17 protein-coding genes and 2 tRNA genes are annotated in these 17,205 nt (G+C 41.1%); 6 read left to right on the top strand and 13 right to left on the bottom strand.

What is annotated here, in order from left to right; all coding sequences use genetic code 11:
* Positions 1-70: 70 nt before the first annotated feature.
* Entirely contained in the window at positions 71-2,296 is a 2,226-nt protein-coding gene (locus DXA60_RS12190) for a bifunctional diguanylate cyclase/phosphodiesterase (protein WP_117921579.1), read from the bottom strand.
* Between the two features lie 260 nt (positions 2,297-2,556).
* Here DXA60_RS12190 and DXA60_RS12195 point away from each other — a divergent pair.
* Positions 2,557-2,629 (top strand) — tRNA-Gly (locus tag DXA60_RS12195).
* 38 nt (positions 2,630-2,667) lie between these two features.
* Positions 2,668-2,740, top strand: a tRNA-Gly gene (locus DXA60_RS12200).
* Between the two features lie 152 nt (positions 2,741-2,892).
* On the opposite strand, the gene DXA60_RS12205 is transcribed toward DXA60_RS12200, so the two are convergent.
* From DXA60_RS12205 to DXA60_RS12240, 7 genes are all read right to left on the bottom strand, one after another.
* The gene (locus DXA60_RS12205) at positions 2,893-3,051 is read right to left on the bottom strand and encodes a hypothetical protein (protein WP_207724066.1); all 159 of its coding nucleotides are present in this window, start codon (positions 3,049-3,051) and stop codon (positions 2,893-2,895) included.
* Positions 3,052-3,210: 159 nt separating this feature from the next.
* Entirely contained in the window at positions 3,211-4,023 is an 813-nt protein-coding gene (locus DXA60_RS12210) for a protein-ADP-ribose hydrolase (RefSeq protein WP_117921581.1), read from the bottom strand.
* Complete coding sequence (locus tag DXA60_RS12215) at positions 4,020-4,403, bottom strand: hypothetical protein (RefSeq protein WP_243006871.1); 384 nt, start codon at positions 4,401-4,403, stop codon at positions 4,020-4,022. The genes DXA60_RS12210 and DXA60_RS12215 overlap by 4 nt, the downstream gene beginning before the upstream one ends.
* Before the next feature lie 145 nt (positions 4,404-4,548).
* The gene (locus DXA60_RS12220) at positions 4,549-4,977 is read right to left on the bottom strand and encodes a 4Fe-4S dicluster domain-containing protein (protein ID WP_243006872.1); all 429 of its coding nucleotides are present in this window, start codon (positions 4,975-4,977) and stop codon (positions 4,549-4,551) included.
* Between the two features lie 114 nt (positions 4,978-5,091).
* Entirely contained in the window at positions 5,092-5,487 is a 396-nt protein-coding gene (locus DXA60_RS12225; protein WP_117921584.1) for a pyridoxamine 5'-phosphate oxidase family protein, read from the bottom strand.
* A 384-nt stretch (positions 5,488-5,871) separates the two neighbouring features.
* A complete protein-coding gene (locus tag DXA60_RS12230; RefSeq protein WP_117921586.1) occupies positions 5,872-6,597 on the bottom strand; it encodes a DUF6796 family protein in 726 nt (241 codons plus the stop codon).
* A gap of 449 nt (positions 6,598-7,046) precedes the next feature.
* Positions 7,047-7,430: a hypothetical protein gene (locus DXA60_RS12240; protein ID WP_243006873.1), complete on the bottom strand. Its 384-nt coding sequence runs from the start codon at positions 7,428-7,430 to the stop codon at positions 7,047-7,049.
* A 349-nt stretch (positions 7,431-7,779) separates the two neighbouring features.
* Here DXA60_RS12240 and proC point away from each other — a divergent pair, with 349 nt between their 5' ends.
* Entirely contained in the window at positions 7,780-8,592 is an 813-nt protein-coding gene (proC, locus tag DXA60_RS12245) for a pyrroline-5-carboxylate reductase (protein ID WP_117921588.1), read from the top strand.
* 76 nt (positions 8,593-8,668) lie between these two features.
* A complete protein-coding gene (locus tag DXA60_RS12250; protein ID WP_117921590.1) occupies positions 8,669-9,979 on the top strand; it encodes an alpha-amylase family glycosyl hydrolase in 1,311 nt (436 codons plus the stop codon).
* Between the two features lie 116 nt (positions 9,980-10,095).
* Here the strand turns inward: DXA60_RS12250 and DXA60_RS12255 are convergent, their stop codons facing one another.
* Both DXA60_RS12255 and DXA60_RS12260 read right to left on the bottom strand, forming a co-directional pair.
* Positions 10,096-10,572, bottom strand: coding sequence for a hypothetical protein (locus DXA60_RS12255; protein ID WP_117921592.1), 477 nt, complete (start codon positions 10,570-10,572; stop codon positions 10,096-10,098).
* Between the two features lie 59 nt (positions 10,573-10,631).
* Positions 10,632-11,087 (bottom strand): DUF1934 domain-containing protein, encoded by a 456-nt coding sequence (locus tag DXA60_RS12260; protein ID WP_117921593.1) that lies wholly within the window; start codon positions 11,085-11,087, stop codon positions 10,632-10,634.
* A 414-nt stretch (positions 11,088-11,501) separates the two neighbouring features.
* Between DXA60_RS12260 and DXA60_RS12265 the strand changes: the two genes are divergently transcribed.
* Positions 11,502-11,969: an MFS transporter gene (locus DXA60_RS12265; protein WP_199536222.1), complete on the top strand. Its 468-nt coding sequence runs from the start codon at positions 11,502-11,504 to the stop codon at positions 11,967-11,969.
* Positions 11,970-12,096: 127 nt separating this feature from the next.
* On the opposite strand, the gene spoIIR is transcribed toward DXA60_RS12265, so the two are convergent.
* On the bottom strand, positions 12,097-12,771 hold the full coding sequence (gene spoIIR / locus DXA60_RS12270) for a stage II sporulation protein R (protein ID WP_117921595.1): 675 nt from the start codon (positions 12,769-12,771) through the stop codon (positions 12,097-12,099).
* 153 nt (positions 12,772-12,924) lie between these two features.
* Here spoIIR and DXA60_RS12275 point away from each other — a divergent pair, with 153 nt between their 5' ends.
* Positions 12,925-13,212: a hypothetical protein gene (locus DXA60_RS12275; RefSeq protein WP_117921597.1), complete on the top strand. Its 288-nt coding sequence runs from the start codon at positions 12,925-12,927 to the stop codon at positions 13,210-13,212.
* A gap of 166 nt (positions 13,213-13,378) precedes the next feature.
* Here DXA60_RS12275 and DXA60_RS12280 read toward each other — a convergent pair whose 3' ends face one another.
* Both DXA60_RS12280 and DXA60_RS12285 read right to left on the bottom strand, forming a co-directional pair.
* Positions 13,379-15,484 carry a GerAB/ArcD/ProY family transporter gene (locus DXA60_RS12280; RefSeq protein WP_117921599.1) on the bottom strand — a complete coding sequence of 702 codons (2,106 nt, stop codon included), beginning with the start codon at positions 15,482-15,484 and terminating at the stop codon, positions 13,379-13,381.
* 101 nt (positions 15,485-15,585) lie between these two features.
* On the bottom strand, positions 15,586-17,064 hold the full coding sequence (locus tag DXA60_RS12285) for a spore germination protein (RefSeq protein WP_186900289.1): 1,479 nt from the start codon (positions 17,062-17,064) through the stop codon (positions 15,586-15,588).
* Between the last annotated feature and the right edge of the window lie 141 nt (positions 17,065-17,205).

The raw sequence follows: 17,205 nt of genomic DNA on the forward strand, positions 1-17,205 counted from the left end.
GATCCTCGTCTTTGCGCTCACCCTGTACCTCCATGGTATCGATTGTTATATTGTATGAATCCAAAGCATATTACATGCATGCTTCTTTTAAACATTCTTCATATTCTCTTACCGGCAATGGCCGTGAAAAATAATATCCCTGTATATCATCACAGTCCAGATTGCACAAAAACATCAGCTGTTCCACAGTCTCTACACCCTCAGCCGTGATCTCCATTCCAAAACTCTGCGCCAGTTTTGTGATAGAATTCAACAATTTCTCCCCATTGTCATCTCCGATATAATCAACCAGACTCTTATCCAGCTTGATCGTATCAAAATGCATCCGGTTTAATGTGGAAAGGGACGAATAACCACTTCCGAAATCATCCAGAAGTATCTTAAATCCTGCCGTGTGAAACTGTTCTAACAGATTAAATATTTCGTTATTATCGATTGTTGCACTCTCTGTGATCTCCAGTTGGATATATTTTGAATCAAGATCATACGAACGGATAATGCTTTCATATTTTTCAACAACATTCGAATAATAGAGACTGACACGCGAAATATTTACTGAAACAGGAAACATCTTCTGTCCCTGTTCCTGCCAGGCTTTCTGCTGCCTGCACACAGCCCGGAACACATACTCATCAAGTCTTATGATGTTGCCATTTCGCTCAAACAGAGGAATAAATTTAAGCGGAGGAATAAGGCTTCCATCCTGTCTCCTCCAGCGTACCAGTGCCTCTGCACCTACAAGTTTTCTGGTATGTGCGCTGTATTTGGGCTGATACCAGATCTCAAACTCTTCTTTTTCAAGTGCCATCTCAAAATGATCTTCCAGTTCACGATTTTCCTGGATACTCTCATGATTCAGTTCATCATAAAACATGTAGTGTCTGTCACGTCTTCCTTTGATCTGGTGCTTTGCCAGAACAGCATTTCCATATAAAGGATCGATCTCATCCAAAACCATTGTATGATAAATTCCAAACACCGGAAAAAGATTTGGTATCTCTAAACGCTCCGGTATCTCTTCTATCTTTTTGATCACACGTTCCAGTCTCTCTTTGATTGCGTCCTGATTTTCTTCCATCCAGAACAATACAAACCGGTCAGCATTCACATGTGCCACCAGTTCATTATCACCCTTCTCATTTTCAAATATCTCACTTACAGCCCGCAGCACCTCGTCACCTTTTTTCACTCCACAGGTACTGTTGATCAGTTTAAAATCCGCAAGATCCATGGCTGCCAGCCATCCAGCACCATCTTTTTTGCTCTTTGCCTTTTCCTTAAATGCTGCAAAATTATCTCCTAATGTGACAGGATCCTGATATGCAAGCGAAATAAGTTCTTTTTTACTCTTACGCCATGAATAAATATATACTCCGACACTGACTGATATTATAACCAGAATGATAACGATCAGGCTGTTGATCGCATCCATAACCACCTGCATACGGTTTGTCAGAACACTTTCCGATGCCGCTGTGACAACATACCATTCATCACCGGTTTCCTCTATCTTAAGCGGCATATAATAATAAAGAGAAACTTCCTTACGTTTTGGATCCATTCCATAACCGCTTTTTCCTGACTTCATATCACTGATCATACGGCTCTTTGCAGCATCATCATTTTCATCTGCTGAAATATCGGCAGTAAAAATATTTTTACCAATTCCCCATTCCCTACTGTTTCCGGAAGCAGCAATGATCATACCATCCATTTTTACAATATAATTAAAAGCCTGACCTTCAAATATCTCATTTTGCAGGCATCCCTCAAACATTTCATATCTGCCAGTTGCAAATAAAACGCCTTTTACCGTTTTTTGATCTTTTTCATATACCGGTACACTGAATGCATTTACAATTTCATCTGAACCATCAATCTGGTCTTCAAATGTATCCGTCAGACGTTGTTTTCCCTGCATCGACTGTCTGAATGTCTCTCTGTCGGACATATCCAGATGATACCCGTCTGTCGTCTGTGCTATCCCATCTGACGCGATATATCCCATACGTTTGAACTGGTATGTCTCCACAAATCCCTGTAATCTATCAACAAAAATGCTCTCGTCCCCATCTGAAAACTCTCTGGCAAGACTTGAAAGCAGACGAAAACGTGTACTTACTTCTTTCTCAATCAGTATCTCATTCTGCTCAGCCATCCCCTCTATGCTGCTCATCAACTGTTGCTGTAAACTATTTCTGATCTGCCCAAAACATCCAAATAGTGCTATTCCAAAAATCAGTAATATCGCACATAAAACCGCCACATTACGAATTCCCTCATTTTTTTTATACATTATGCCACCCCTTTGGCTTTTCCATGTCTGATTTAAAATCTTCCTGTGACCATTTTCCTATACTTTCCATTATAACATTCTTCATTTATGAGTTCCAGCCTAAAAAATGACGTTTTCATTCTGTTTTTCATTTTTTTTCGCCAAAAAACAGTGCTTTCCTTTCAAAGGAAAAAATTTGCAAAAAATAATTGACAATTATCCTTTTCCATGGTAAGATACCAAATGTGTCTGGCAAACAGATACATAAACATTTCATATATGCGCGAGTGGCTCAGTTGGTGGAGCACGACCTTGCCAAGGTCGGGGCCGCGGGTTCGAGTCCCGTCTCGCGCTCTTGTATCTGATATACAGATATATAAATTTTCATATGTGCGCGAGTGGCTCAGTTGGTGGAGCACGACCTTGCCAAGGTCGGGGCCGCGGGTTCGAGTCCCGTCTCGCGCTCTCTTTCATCAAAAAGGACATCATTCAGATGTCCTTTTTTTGATAAATCGAGTCCTGCCGGACTCGAACTTTCGAGTTTCTTCGCTTCCGCTCCGGTCCGCGCATAGCGGACATCCACCGGATGTCCTGCGCCGTCTCGCGCTCTTATTCTGTTACTTATAATCCCCTGATACATCCATATACTCCCGTTTTCCGGATATATAATCTTCATGGGCAAGTTCCGGATCTTTCCCCTTGAATACAGTACACAGTCCACACATATCACAATCTGCGATACATTTAAAGGTATCCTTAATATATTGCTTGTCCACATGATATCTTCGACGAAGAAGAGAGGGAATTGCTTCTACTCCATTTCTAAATTTTGCGTATTCAGAAAATTCTTCCGTTTACATGTACTGTAATTGTTTTACTGATTGTCTGCGTAGGTAAAAGGAACCGGTTTTCCGATTCCCTTTACTGTCTAAAAATTATTTTTCATCTTTTGTATTGCACAGCATACTTTTACCTAATATATTACTATATATGTCAAGATCTTCATCCTTGAACACATTGAAAATAACTTTCATCTGACTTCCTGTTTCCGCATAGTATTTACGCACTGTTTCCACTGCTATTTGGGCAGCGCGTTCATTTGGAAACATAAATACTCCCGTAGATATACAACAGAAAGCAATGCTTTTCACTTCGTATTTTTCTGCAAGTTCCAGACAGGAACGATAACATGAAGCTAAAAGTTCCTCGTCCTTTTTTGTGACTGCCCACTGAACGATCGGACCTACTGTGTGAAGGATATATTTTGCAGGAAGATTATAGCCGGCAGTAATCTTTGCCTTTCCTAGCTCCTCCTCATGCCCCTGCGCTGTCATGATCTCATACATTTTAAGACGAAGTTCAACTCCGGCATAGGTGTGGATAAAATTGTCAATACAGGCATGCATTGGTGAAAAACAGCCTAGCATCTGCGAATTGCAAGCATTTACAATAGCATCACATTTTAACGTTGTGATATCACCCTGCCAGATATAAAGTCTTTTATCCGATGAAACCGGCTTTAAATCTTCGATATCTGTGATTCCGCGTTCCAGATTTCTTTCTTTCAGATAGTCATCCTGAATTTTTAAAAATTCTTCACTGACCGGTTTCGGCAATCTGACATTCATTAGGGAACGAAGCAGTTTCTCCTGTTCTTCCCTTTGATCCGGTATTCTCTGTCTGAAAATTTTTTTATCTTCTTTTAAAAGATAATTGATCAGATATTCCCGTCTTTCATTCTGTGTCATGATAACCTCCATATATCTGTGATTGCATGGGTCATATCTCCGCCGATCCCAACTGCACGTATTCCAAAGCTTTCCGGGACAACAGCTTCCTCTTTATTCAGTCTGATCAGGCTGTAAGAGGCATTCTCCCGCACCATTTTTTCAAAAGGAAACCTGATTATAATTGGTGTGTTAAATCCAACCCCAAGCTCGATCAGTACAACTTTTTCTGACTGGTGCTGCTCCAAGAAATCTGCATACCTGTCAGCCGCCTCATGCCATGCTTCATCCTCCACAAAATAATTATCGCATCTTAAATTCATAGCCATATTTCCACCACATACCGGACATTTTGGCACCAGTTCTGATGGGATCAGGCAGTCTTTTCTTGCGGCATCCATCTTCTGAAATAATTCTTTTGCATCATAAGTCTTTGGATGACAGCCTCTCTGACACTGTATTTTCCCATAATCTCCCTGTGTCGCAAATATCCTGTTCTCTGCAAATCCCGCCAGTCAACATGGGTTTTTTTTATCTTTTTGAAAATCATGCCGCACCTCTTTTCTTAATGCACTGTTTCAGACAAATTTCTGTACATCTTCCACAATGCAGGCAGTGATTCTGGTTGATCACAACTGGCTTTGCTGATGTATCAATGCATTTCTGCGGACAGACAGAATAGCATAATTTACAGCCGATGCAGCCCTCTCCGGCAATATATCCGGTCTGTACTGTATTTCCATTGCCAATTATGATCGTATCCCGCACTATATTGGAAGGATCACTGATATCAAAATATTCTCCCTGTGCCTCACATAACCAGAATACTTCAAGTGCCGCTCTTGTATCACCCGGATAAATTCCTTTCATGTAAGGATTTTTCTCAAACATGATATCAAGATGCTTCTTACCGATATTTTTCACCGTTCCACGAAGTGACACTGCTATTTTTGCCTTTGTTGCTGATATCGCCACATATTGCTGCAGCATTAGCTGCGCATAAAATTCTTTGCCTTTTGCTGTGAGAAAATAAACACCTCAGTGTCCCTCCTTTTAGAACAGGTGTGAGTCTCTTATATATTACGGTAATTAAAATTCGTATGGCGGGTTACCGGAAAAATCTGCGATAACACCATGTGGATTTTCAAGATAAAATACCTCAAAGATTGGGTTATCTGCTGTCTGATACTGTCCTTTCACGATCGGATTGTTCATACATCCTTCCTTAACACTCATGTTGTTTTCAAATACTGCCTTGCCATGGAGACGGATCCATGCATACTCCGGTGAAGAAACGGATACCTCGATTTCCGGATTCTCTAACATATCCTTGTAAACATCCTTTGTGTTGTTTGTGCAGAACCAGAGTTTTCCATCCTGCTCAAAACAGAACATAAATGGACGGCATTTTGCCTTTCCGTCACGTCCTACTGTTGCTAAATACTGAACTGGGTTTGCCTGTAAAAATTCTACTACTTTCTGCATAAAATAGTACCTCCTAAGTTTTTTATTGTTGTTTTGTTTTTTGATGTAATGTTATTTGTTACATCTAATGGTTGTACTATATCACGCCTTTGATGTAATGTCAATAGTTACATCATTTTTTTATCCCGTATTCCCCTGATATGGGTAATCAAAGTTTTTGAGGGGCTACGATCTACTAAAAAACAGGACTAATCAGTTACAGTTACTGGTTAATCCTGTTTTCTTTTTGCCCTTCTTTGCTATGATTGTTTTGCGGAAAATAACCAAAGCGAAAGGAGGATACATGAATAGTATACGAATTGCCTTTTCACCTTTATTTACATGGCGCGCAAACCAAAAGGCGCTAAAAACTTCATGTTTTCAACGCCTTTGTCCGTAAATTTATCATTTGTATGTACTATAGATGATTGTTTTGATTTTGTCAAACTGCTGTAGCAGTACATATCCTGCCACAAACATCAGCAAATGTCCCATGCTCTCGAATGCAACGGACACATCATTGCACCAGGCAACCGGTATTGCCGCGAAAATTTCACATAACACAAGACCGCCCACCGGATGAAAACATGCCATCCATTTTGGCAGTGCAAACCGTCTGGTCAGGATCAGATAGACCATCACCACAGACATTCCGATATCCATAACCAGATAATAAATCATAAATGGAAGCAATATGTACATGCCGACCTGATTTGTCACATCTGCTGCCTGTTCAAATGTACTTCCCATTCCATAAGATGTTTTAAAGATAATCGGCAACAGGCAGCACATAATATGGATAAACAACACAGATATTAATCCTGCTGCAGAACTGAAATCAAACAAACGCTTCATTGCCAGGGCATGCCCCTTTGGATTCCTGCTGCAGGCATCTGTCACTATATGCCTAAGTTCCTTAAGCGCAATCCAGTATAACGGCATTGCCGCTGCTGCTAAAAGAATAGATACCTCAAAACGCCACATAGACATTGCTGGCCAGTTGGAATTGACAAATAACCCAACCTCTTTATTGCCGCTTCCTTTGACATCCAAAAGCCAGTCACCGATCATAAAAAGCGCCATTGCCGCAATTCCTGCAAGCATTGCTCTTTTTTGCTTCTCTTTTTCCATTTTGGTTTCCTTTCTGTACGTCTTTATTTTTCTGTTGACGTTTATATGTTAGTCTTTTCTAACTCCCGTGTCAACGAAAATAATATTCTTATGTGTCCGCAACTGGTGTCACTTCCTATCTCCGTATAAACTTGAGTTTCCACAAACTGTAATAAAAAGTGAGTATATCTTCCTAAAGTACCAATCTGCTAAATTTTTGAATGATTTTGAATAGCAGTGTTCTGATTAGAGATACTTTAATAACCACCACCGGAGCTGGGCTTTGGGAGAAATATTCTTTTTCTTTTATAGTATCCGCTGTTTGTATAATTGCAACTTTTAGCGCATGGATTTCTGATTTCATGGAAATGTGAGCCAGAAATGCCATGCATAAGGTAATGTAAAAATTAAGTGCATTGATAGCTTTCAGTTTGCGAACACGAAAGTTTTCAAACTGGAACATTTGCTTCTTACAGCAAAAATATTCCTCTATTTTCCAGCGTGAGAAATAGGTTCTTGCCACTTTGATTACTGCTTGTAAGTACACAAGCCTCTGTAACATGATAGCCCTTTTTGTAAACATTTTTTTTAGATGTACTTTCTGAACCATCCCGGACTATGCCAAGCGACTCAAACTGATATCCATCAGGTTTTACAACATCACTATCATCGATATGGATGACCGGATCTGATGGAATCCACTTTTTTATTAACTGAAGATAAGAAGCAGCTGCAACGGTAGGAGTACCTTTTTCAAGGTGTCTGGATAAACGGTCAACAATGTTGATCTTTTGGGAAGGTTCATGGAGCTGATCTGCAACCTCTGTTAACAGACAACTGCCAGAAGCCAGCATGCCATAAGTGATATCAGCAGTAAACTTCTTTTCTGGCTTAGAAAGATGTTCAGAAATCTTATTTGTAAAAGTTAAAATTTCCCGTTTTATTTGATGTAAAATTAACCACAGGGAATCCTCCTCTTTTTTTGTTTAGTATGATTTTTTTGTAGTGATTAAATTTTACATCAAAAAGGAATAGGATTCCTTATATTTTGGACATTTTTGAAAGTTGTTTATAGCAATGCCTATAAAAACGGGGTTTTGTGAATAGAAGTACGGAAACTCAAGCGTATAAAATATTGACGTTTCCACCCAAATAGACTAGGATAGAATTTGAATGATAAAAAAGCAAAACAAGGAGGATTTTATGTTAGATAAAATGATTGGTTTTATCGGTGCCGGCAATATGGGAAGCGCCATGATCGGCGGTATTTTAGATGCGTCTTTGGTGACGACCAGCCAGATCATCGCAAGTGCACATTCTCCTGAGACACTTGATAAAATCCGTACAAAATTTTCGATAGAGACAACACAATCGAATGAAGTTGTTGCAGAACGAAGCGATATTTTATTTCTCGCTGTAAAACCAAATAAATTTGCGGAAGTGCTTCCACAGATCAAAGATCATTTAAAACCGGACTGTATCGTAGTTTCCATCGCAGCCGGACAGCCGATCTCAAATATTGAAGCAATACTTGGCAAAATCAAGCTGGTACGCGCCATGCCAAATACCCCGGCGCTTGTCGGAGCTGCAATGAGTGCACTCTGTCCAAACGACAAGGTAACAGCTGAGGAAGTAAAACTTATCGAATCATTATTCAACAGCTTCGGTCGTGCGGAAGTCGTACCGGAGAGCATGATGGATGCCGTTGTCGGTGTTTCCGGTTCTTCTCCTGCCTACGTCTATATGTTTATTGAAGCAATGGCAGATGCCGCTGTCGCAGATGGAATGCCGCGCACCCAGGCATATAAGTTTGCCGCACAGAGCGTTTTTGGTGCTGCAAAAATGGTTTTAGAGACCGGAAAACATCCGGGAGAATTAAAAGATGCAGTCTGCTCTCCTGGCGGTACGACCATTGAAGCGGTTGCAGCTTTAGAACATGGCGGTTTTCGTGATACCGTGATCTTTGCACAACGCGCATGTTCCAAAAAATCATACGATATGAGTCATAACTCCTGATAAGGATGTACATTCTTCTGTATCATCGGATTTATGATCAGTTCTGATTTCAATAATATAATTTGGAGGTTTTCTTATGTGGGCTTACGAAAGTGTTTTTTATCAGATATATCCGCTTGGATTCTGCGGTGCTCCGTTCGAGAATGATGGTGTTTTAGAGCATCGTATTTTAAAGGTCAATGACTGGATTCCTCACATCAAAAAACTTGGTGCCAATGCGATTTATTTTTCTCCGGTCTTTGAGTCTGACACACACGGATATAATACCAGGGATTATACAAAGATCGATACCAGACTTGGCACAAATGAGGACTTTGCCACAGTCTGTGACAATCTTCACAAAGAAGGGATCAAAGTCGTATTAGATGGTGTATTCAACCATGTCGGTCGTGGTTTCTGGGCTTTTCGGGATGTTTTGGAGAAAAAGTGGGATTCCCCGTACAAAGACTGGTTCCATATCAGTTTTGACGGTAATTCCAACTATAACGACGGTCTGTGGTATGAAGGCTGGGAAGGCAATTATGACCTGGTTAAATTAAACCTGAGAAATGAAGATGTCATCCAGCATATTTTTGCTGCGATCAAAGGCTGGGTAGAAGAATTTGATATTGACGGTCTGCGACTTGATGTCGCTTACTGTCTCGACCATGATTTTCTGCGACGTCTGCGCAGTTTCTGTGACAGCTTAAAACCGGACTTCTTCTTAGTCGGTGAAACGTTACACGGCGATTACAACCAGTGGATGAATGATTCCATGCTCCACTCTGTGACCAACTATGAGTGTTACAAAGGACTTTATTCCAGTTTTAACAGCATGAATATGTTTGAGATCAACCATTCCCTGCTTCGCCAGTTCGGTCCTGACAACTGGACACTCTACAAAGGCAGACATCTGCTCTGCTTCGTGGACAATCATGATGTCACAAGAATTGCAAGTATCCTGACCAACGAAAAACATCTGCCGCTGATCTACGGCCTGCTCTTCGGTATGCCTGGTATCCCATGTGTCTACTATGGCAGTGAATGGGGCGCAAAGGCGAGAAAAGAAGAAGGCGATCCGGCTTTACGTGCCTGCTTCTTGGAACCGGAATGGAATGATCTTTCTGATATAATCAGCCGTCTCGCCGAGATCAAAAAGAACTCTGAGGCATTAAATTACGGCTCTTTCCGCTCTGTACTCTTAACAAACTGTCAGTGCATTTTCGAGCGTAAGAGTGAACATGAACGCATTTATGTAGCGATCAATGCGGATGAAAACAGTTTCCACGCAGATTTTGATGCCGGATGCGGCACGGCACAGGAACTGATCACCGATACACCGCATGATTTTGGCGGTGGAACGGATCTTCCGGGTTACTCTGTGGCTGTATGGAAGATGGAACATTAGAAATACATATACAGAAATGGGCAGAAACCGGTAATCCGGCTCTGCCCAATTTCTATCTATTGATCCGATATTCAGATTGGCGGATATCTCTTACATTATCGACTGCCATCCTCATTTTACGGAACCCAATATCTGATGATCTGTACGATCTGTCCCTGTCTGACTGTGATCACTGTATTGTTACAATTAAATGCCATATCACTATTTTCAATGGCTGCCGGCAGATCATTTAGCTCTACGACCAGCAGGTCTGACTCCTGATTCTGATCTGCCTGATCTTCAAAGGTTACATCCTCAGATAAAGGAAGTGTTACTTTGCCTACTGAATAATAAACCGGATAATCATCCAAAGTCACCGTACGATACAATCCGTCATCTTCCATCAGATCAATTCCATCATTTTCAATGCCTCCATTGATCTGGACAGATCCTGTTTCGGAATCTGCATTATCTTCTGCTGCAGTTTCTGTGTCTGCCTTAGTTTCTGTATTTGCACTTGTCTGTGCATCTTGTGCAGACTTTCCGCATCCGATTACAGAAGCTGCAGTCAGCATCGTTCCCACTAAAATAAAGGTCAACAATTTTTTCTTCATACTCTTGACTTCATGTCCTTTTTTTAATGGTACGATTATAACACAATAATGTTTTCATTTTATTCGGACTCTGTGATCCGGAAATCACCAGCATCTTTTGACTTGATATTCATCGTGATACAGCAGTCTGCCATGTGCTCATAATTGACCTCCAGCTCATAATTGACCTTGACATCAATATCATTTTCCGTCTCCCGCACATCCACACTTTTTGCATCGATCCCAATCAGAAGGCTTCCATATGGCGTATAATAATACGTCACATTCTTCCGGTTCTTCTCGAACATCATATGTACATTCGAAACACCTCTCTTGGTGATATCCATAAAATCATCATTCAGTTTTATGATGTTTCGTGTTGTCTGGGAAAATCCCTCGTTGACTTCATCATAGATGATATAATGTTTTCCATTTTTTTTATAATAACTGCCGGATGTGATCAGTTCCACGGATTCATTATCAGTTTCCGGTGAAAACTGAAGCCCGCTGATAGTTACCAGTACTTCTTTTGTCATCCTGATCCTCATTTCTAATTTAACCCTGCCTGATTTTTGCAGGATTATTTATCTTAAATTGCCTTATTATATTATATGTTTTTTTTTTATTATTCAATACTATTTTTCTTGATATTTTGAAATCTCTTTCTATAATGGTATATAGAAAATATGTAAGTGCTTTCATTTTTGGGATAAGGTATTTACAGAGAGTATTTTACTGCCTAAATTTATACAATAGACTGTACGCTTTGCCTATGGAACAGGCAACCTACTCGGCAGTGGTGCCCTGGATGTTATCATGAATCCACTGATGGGTTTTATCTCCGACAGCTTTTATAAAACAAAGCCCGGTCAACGATTTGGACGAAGACGTTTCTTTATCCTGATTGGAATCCCCCTTATGTGTCTGTACCCGCTGTTATGGGTGGAAATATGAATTTCTGGTATTATCTGTCCACCTATATCATGTTTGAGATCGTATATACCAGCGTCATGATCCCATACAACACACTTCCGGTAGAAATGACGGATTATTTTGACCAGAGAACTTATCTTGCAGGTTCAAAAGCCATGTTTGGAAAAGTTGCAAACTTCCTCGGTGCCGCACTTCCGGGATTTTTCATCAGCATTTATGAACAGGACTCTCTGACTCCGTTCTTCTGTACCGGTGTTGCATACGGAGCAATCCTTATCGTTTCCATGATTCTGCTCTACACGAACTCCTGGGAGCGTCCGAGTGACGAGGTTGAGGATGAGAGCGTGGCAAACGTTTTTGAAGGTTTCAAAAAGCTCTTTACGGATATCTTATCTACTTTAAAGATCCGTACTTTCCGCCACCATCTTGGAATGTACCTGTTCGTTTTCGGCGCAGAATGGCTTTTTACCGCAGCATTTACCTAAAACCGTTTATCGCCGCCCTCACCGGTGTTCCTTACGAGCACTGCTTTGGCAATAACAACATCGGATATAAAGTACATCATACTTCCCATTAGATAAAAAATCTGATGACACATATCCGATACCGGGATTATTTTCCCTTTTCAATGTAAGCGTTTTCATTATCCTCACATAACTGGTTTAAAAATGTGAGGTAACGGAATCTTACTTTATAATCGCCACTCTCAAGTACTTTCTGATATTCCTCATCAGAAAGTACTTTTTTTAATGAACTTTTCGCATCCTCATCGATCACCTCGTACATCGTATCCGAAAAGCACATGTTCGGATACATCACACACCACCAGTTATGTCCCTTTCCCGCACCGATGATAATCTCCAATGCTTCATAATTTCCTGCCGGAAATGTGTACGCACCATATGTTTTTACTGGGAAATCCGTTTCTTTCAGGCAGATATCCACATCATAATCAAATCCTTTGTCTGCAATGACTTTCTTCGCCGTCTGCTTCATATTTTCCATGTTCTTCCAGATCACGATTTCTGAACTGCTGCGGTCAGACACATCCTTTAACAGTTCTGACATATGGATACCGACGGCATCCCGCACAGCAAGTTTTAAGTCCTGATCCTCTTTGGCATCACTGTTTGCGATCACATGAAAGCGTATGATCTTTTCTGCGATACCTTTTTGCATTTCAAGCCTCTGTTCATACCGCAATCCAATGATACAGGCAAAAGAAAATAAGAAAAACAGGGTTATGTACAGGAAATCTTTTTTATATTTTATGATCGGTAATTTCATTGGAATACTCCTTTTCTGTTTGATAGCAGGAGTATTCCACTTATTTTTGTTTTTATACAAAACCTGTTAACAAAATCTATTGTTATCATTTTAAAACAATGTTATTATTTTCCATATAATCAAATTTGTACGCATTAAAAGAAAGGAATCCGTATGGCAGATCATTCCCATCCAGATATAAAAATTTTCTCCGATGAAAATATTTCTCTCGCTGAAAAGATCGTAACTGTAATCCAATATCTCATAGGATTATCTGCTATCGCACTGATCCTCTTACAATTCATAAATGCTTATGAAACCTTCTATATTTTTACGCCACTGCTTATTATCTTCTGGCTGATCAATGCATGGTTAAACAACAAAAGGAATCGGAGTTATAAAAAGGATCTGATTTTGGCAGGGATCTTTCTCTTTGGACTGGTGATCGGGGCTATTTTATAAGATTCGGGTGGCAAAAGGGGACTTTTAATTTCTTGATTGGCAAATTGCACAAAACAGTGCCTATTTTGTTCCGATGTCCGAAAATTAGTCCCTGCTTCGTGCAATTTACCGGCCACTAAGTTATGAAACACCTTTTGCCACCCGAATCTTTCTAACCACCACCTTTTCACTCACCCAGATTTACCCAGTCAACCTTTACCTTGTAAATTATTTCCATATCTTTTTCATACTGCTTAGGCTGCTTCTGATAAAACAGATACCAGTCCCTGCGCTGTCCGCCCAGTTTTTTATAGCTGTTCATGCAGTCGATCTCCGCTTTTTGTGCGATTATCTGAAAATATTCTGTAATCTGTTTCTCCAGTTCTTCCTTTATATCACCGGATTTTAAGCCTTGACCATATTCTGCCTGTATCTTCTTCCTCCATCCCGGTTTTTCATACAGAATCTCTCCACTACAATTAATTTCTGCGATGACTCTTTTATCTTCTGTCTGCGAAAAAACAATCTGATTGTGCGGATCAAACAGGCGTACATCCACTCCGTCTGCAAGCGTCAGCGTATATTCTTTCATTTGATTCTGGATAAAAAAAGAAAGCATCGCCGTCTGATTGTTAATAAGTCCTGCTGCCTCACCGCGTTTCCAGACATAATACCCCCTCACGGCAGGTTTTTTTTCTGCTTCCCCAACATAGGGGATGAACAGTGTTTCCATTTTATTTTCCTGCTCCTGATAAAGCATGCCAATCGTCGGATACGCAGTCTTTTTGATTTCAGATACATTTTCAAAATAATCTTCCAGATAAGTTCCCACGGACTCTTCCATATTTTCCTGCAGATTTAAAATTGCCTGTGCATCCTCTGCCACCACAAGATAAGTATTTCTTGGCACGTCGCTCTTTTTTTCCAGAATCTCCAGAAAAGCATCCATATTTTCTGCATCCTCTAAAAAGGTCTGATCCAGCAGAATAACCTTCATATGGCTGTAATCCACCACGCGGTTCCCGGACTCATCGGCATTTAGCCATTCCCTGTCAAACTGTTCCATATCACATACTGCCATTTCGATCGGGAAATTGCGTTCCTCAAGTTCTGCCGTGGCACAGCCGGAAAGACCAGTCAGTACAAACAGGACACCTATCATCAGATAAACGCGCAGAATAGGATAATTTTTATGTTTCCATTGTTTCTTATACCGGATGACTGCAAACACCACAGGAATAAGCACCAGAAACGGTGTTCCGATATACCACACAAATTTCTCATACAGTACCGTATTTTCTTTTGAACTGTAAAAGAATACTGCAATGCCAAAAACCACAGCAAACACTGCCGCACGTTCCCACTTTTTCCACAATGTCTGTCTTTTTTTTGCATGATATAAACCATTTAATAACATTTCTGCATAAAATACTGCACTATTTAACAATGCATACAACGTAAAGAACCAGATTCCAAACATAAATGCATCTGCCCTTTTTAAAAATCCACCGGTAATTTTAATCGTACTCATCAGTGTGATCGCCGGAGTCTGCATGTCTGAGAGTGCCGCACCTCCAAACACTCCAAGCAGGATCAGATAAAGTCCTGCCTCCAGGCAGCCGGTGAAAATCAATGCGAGGCGTCCTGCTTTCATCAGGCTTTCCCGTTTTCGCAGATACCCTCCCAGAAACAAAACAAGAAAAATAAGAGATGAACAGATAAACACATAATAACTGCCGGCAAAAAAATCACTTCTTTCCGTAAAAAACACCGGATTCCAATAATCCGTTTTCACCTCATCAAGTGCGGACGCTAACATGATAAAAAGCGGTATCAGGATGATCCAGAATAGCAGTTCATAGACACGCGCCCTGCCCTCGATCCCGCTTAACAGACCATACCAGACTAAACCTAAGATCAGCACAAGCACCAGATAAAATGATTCTCCCCGCAGCAGGTTGTTTAACACCGTCACAGAAAAAAGATATGCCGTATATCCCGCTAACAGCACCAGATATAAAAAATACCCCGCCTGTATGATCTTTCCAAAAAATGTACCACACATGTTTACGGTATATTCTGCAAAACTGCCCTGCATATCCCCCACCGCATAAACCATCAGCTTCAAAAACAAAATTCCTGCCACCGTTCCCGCAATGATACAAAATATTCCATCTCTTCCGCAAAAACCTGCAACCGCAGTCGGGATCAAAAGTGTTCCAAGTCCCAGAAGATCAAAAACCAGAAGCCGGAAAGCCTGACGACCTGAAATCTTTTCGTTCGATGAAAACATAATTTTTTCTCCTTTTTGTTTCAAACATCCTTCATGCTCGTTTTACTGTTTCAAACATCTTTCGTACTCATTTCAAATTTTATTCGAAACATCTTTCATACTTATTTCAATTTCAGTTTCACCCGCTCATCCCGCTTTGCGTAGATCGGGCGCTTGGTCAGTTTCCGTATCGGCAGACGCCACAGAAAGTCCCGCTCGTCTTCATAGTCGGTCAGATCTGCCCCGACAAATGGCATCAGGTACGGGATTCCAAAACTTTTTAAATGTGCCAGATGAATCAGTACAAATAGCAATCCAAGCAGCATACCAAAGTAGCCTAACCATGCACACATTCCGATAAAAAAGAATTTCAAAAGACGGAATGCTGTTGCAAATTCCTCATTCGGTATCGCAAATGAGCATAGCGCTGTAAATGAGATCACGATCACAACGATCGGGCTGACCAGATTCGCCTCGACTGCCGCCTGTCCAATGATCAGTCCTCCGACGATACCGATCGTATTTCCCATGGCACCGGGTAACCGCACACCTGCCTCCCTCAAAAGTTCAAACGAAAGTTCCATCAAGATCACCTCGACCACTGCAGGAAACGGCACCCCGCTTCTTGCATCTGCAAAAGATAAAAGCAGCATAGTTGGCAGTATCTGTGTATGAAAATTTGTCACGGCAAGATAAAATCCCGGCAGTGTCATCGCAAAAAAGGATGCAACATAACGCAATAATCTTCCAAAACTCGCAATTTCCCACCGGTTGTAATAATCATCACTCGTCTTAATAAACGAATTATAATCTGTCGGCAGGATCAGCCCAACCGGAGAATTGTCCGAAAGTACGACCACCCGTCCCTCTAAAACAGCCATTGCTGCACGGTCCGGGCGCTCCGTTGTCTGAAACTGCGGAAACGGCGAATACCACTTTTCTTCGGTAAGCTGTTCGATCACACCACTGTCCAGCACTCCGTCAATCTCAAATCCTTCCAGCCTGTGCTCGATCTCCCTCACCAGTCCCGGATACACCAGATCCTCCATGAAAACAAGATAGACATTCGTGTTCGAACGCACACCACATTTCTTCTGCTTCACCTTGACTTTCGGCGAACGGATACGCTTCCGGATCAATGCTGCATTCTGCTTGACGGAATCACAAAATCCTTCATTAGAACCCCTTATCACCTTCTCCGAATCTGCCTCTGTGATTCCCATATTCGGATAACCGTCATCCGGTATCTTTACTGCCTGGTCAAATCCTTCCACAAACAGGATCACTTCTCCGGTCAGAAGTCCGTCCACCGCATCTTCTATCGTGTCAAAATACGTTGCATCCGAAATTCCCAGCGCATTCTTCTCAAGCACCTGATAGATTTCGTCTTTTTCAAGCCCATTTAAATGCTTTAATACCTCGCCAAGCGCCGATGTTCCCATATCTACCGACACCTCAATAAACGTCAGATAACATGGCACATCCATCTGCCTGCCAAGCATCATTTCCTTCTTCTTGATATCATCACACTCATGAAAAAACTGCTCCATCTGTGCGATATTCTCGCTCAGCCTCTTTGAAACCGGTATTTTCTCTGTCATAATAATCTCCATTTCTGCACTGTTTAATGAACTATCCAACAAATGCTGGTTTGTTGGGCGACATGAGTTTCCTCGTGTAGGGTGGTTCCGGGGATTTTCGATTGGCAAATTGCATCAAGCCGGGACTGTTTTGTTCCGTTG

The organism is Roseburia sp. OF03-24 (assembly GCF_003463035.1).
In the GTDB taxonomy this organism is placed as follows: Bacteria; Bacillota; Clostridia; order Lachnospirales; family Lachnospiraceae; genus Roseburia; species Roseburia rectibacter.

Coding starts and splice junctions, on each gene's coding strand:
- DXA60_RS12190 (WP_117921579.1), bottom strand. CDS start 2,296: ATGTATAAAAAAAATGAGGGAATTCGTAATGTGGCGGTTTTATGTGCG.
- DXA60_RS12210 (WP_117921581.1), bottom strand. CDS start 4,023: ATGACACAGAATGAAAGACGGGAATATCTGATCAATTATCTTTTAAAA.
- DXA60_RS12215 (WP_243006871.1), bottom strand. CDS start 4,403: ATGGATGCCGCAAGAAAAGACTGCCTGATCCCATCAGAACTGGTGCCA.
- DXA60_RS12225 (WP_117921584.1), bottom strand. CDS start 5,487: ATGCAGAAAGTAGTAGAATTTTTACAGGCAAACCCAGTTCAGTATTTA.
- DXA60_RS12230 (WP_117921586.1), bottom strand. CDS start 6,597: ATGGAAAAAGAGAAGCAAAAAAGAGCAATGCTTGCAGGAATTGCGGCA.
- DXA60_RS12240 (WP_243006873.1), bottom strand. CDS start 7,430: ATGCTGGCTTCTGGCAGTTGTCTGTTAACAGAGGTTGCAGATCAGCTC.
- proC (WP_117921588.1), top strand. CDS start 7,780: ATGTTAGATAAAATGATTGGTTTTATCGGTGCCGGCAATATGGGAAGC.
- DXA60_RS12250 (WP_117921590.1), top strand. CDS start 8,669: ATGTGGGCTTACGAAAGTGTTTTTTATCAGATATATCCGCTTGGATTC.
- DXA60_RS12255 (WP_117921592.1), bottom strand. CDS start 10,572: ATGAAGAAAAAATTGTTGACCTTTATTTTAGTGGGAACGATGCTGACT.
- DXA60_RS12260 (WP_117921593.1), bottom strand. CDS start 11,087: ATGACAAAAGAAGTACTGGTAACTATCAGCGGGCTTCAGTTTTCACCG.
- DXA60_RS12265 (WP_199536222.1), top strand. CDS start 11,502: ATGAATTTCTGGTATTATCTGTCCACCTATATCATGTTTGAGATCGTA.
- spoIIR (WP_117921595.1), bottom strand. CDS start 12,771: ATGAAATTACCGATCATAAAATATAAAAAAGATTTCCTGTACATAACC.
- DXA60_RS12275 (WP_117921597.1), top strand. CDS start 12,925: ATGGCAGATCATTCCCATCCAGATATAAAAATTTTCTCCGATGAAAAT.
- DXA60_RS12280 (WP_117921599.1), bottom strand. CDS start 15,484: ATGTTTTCATCGAACGAAAAGATTTCAGGTCGTCAGGCTTTCCGGCTT.
- DXA60_RS12285 (WP_186900289.1), bottom strand. CDS start 17,064: ATGACAGAGAAAATACCGGTTTCAAAGAGGCTGAGCGAGAATATCGCA.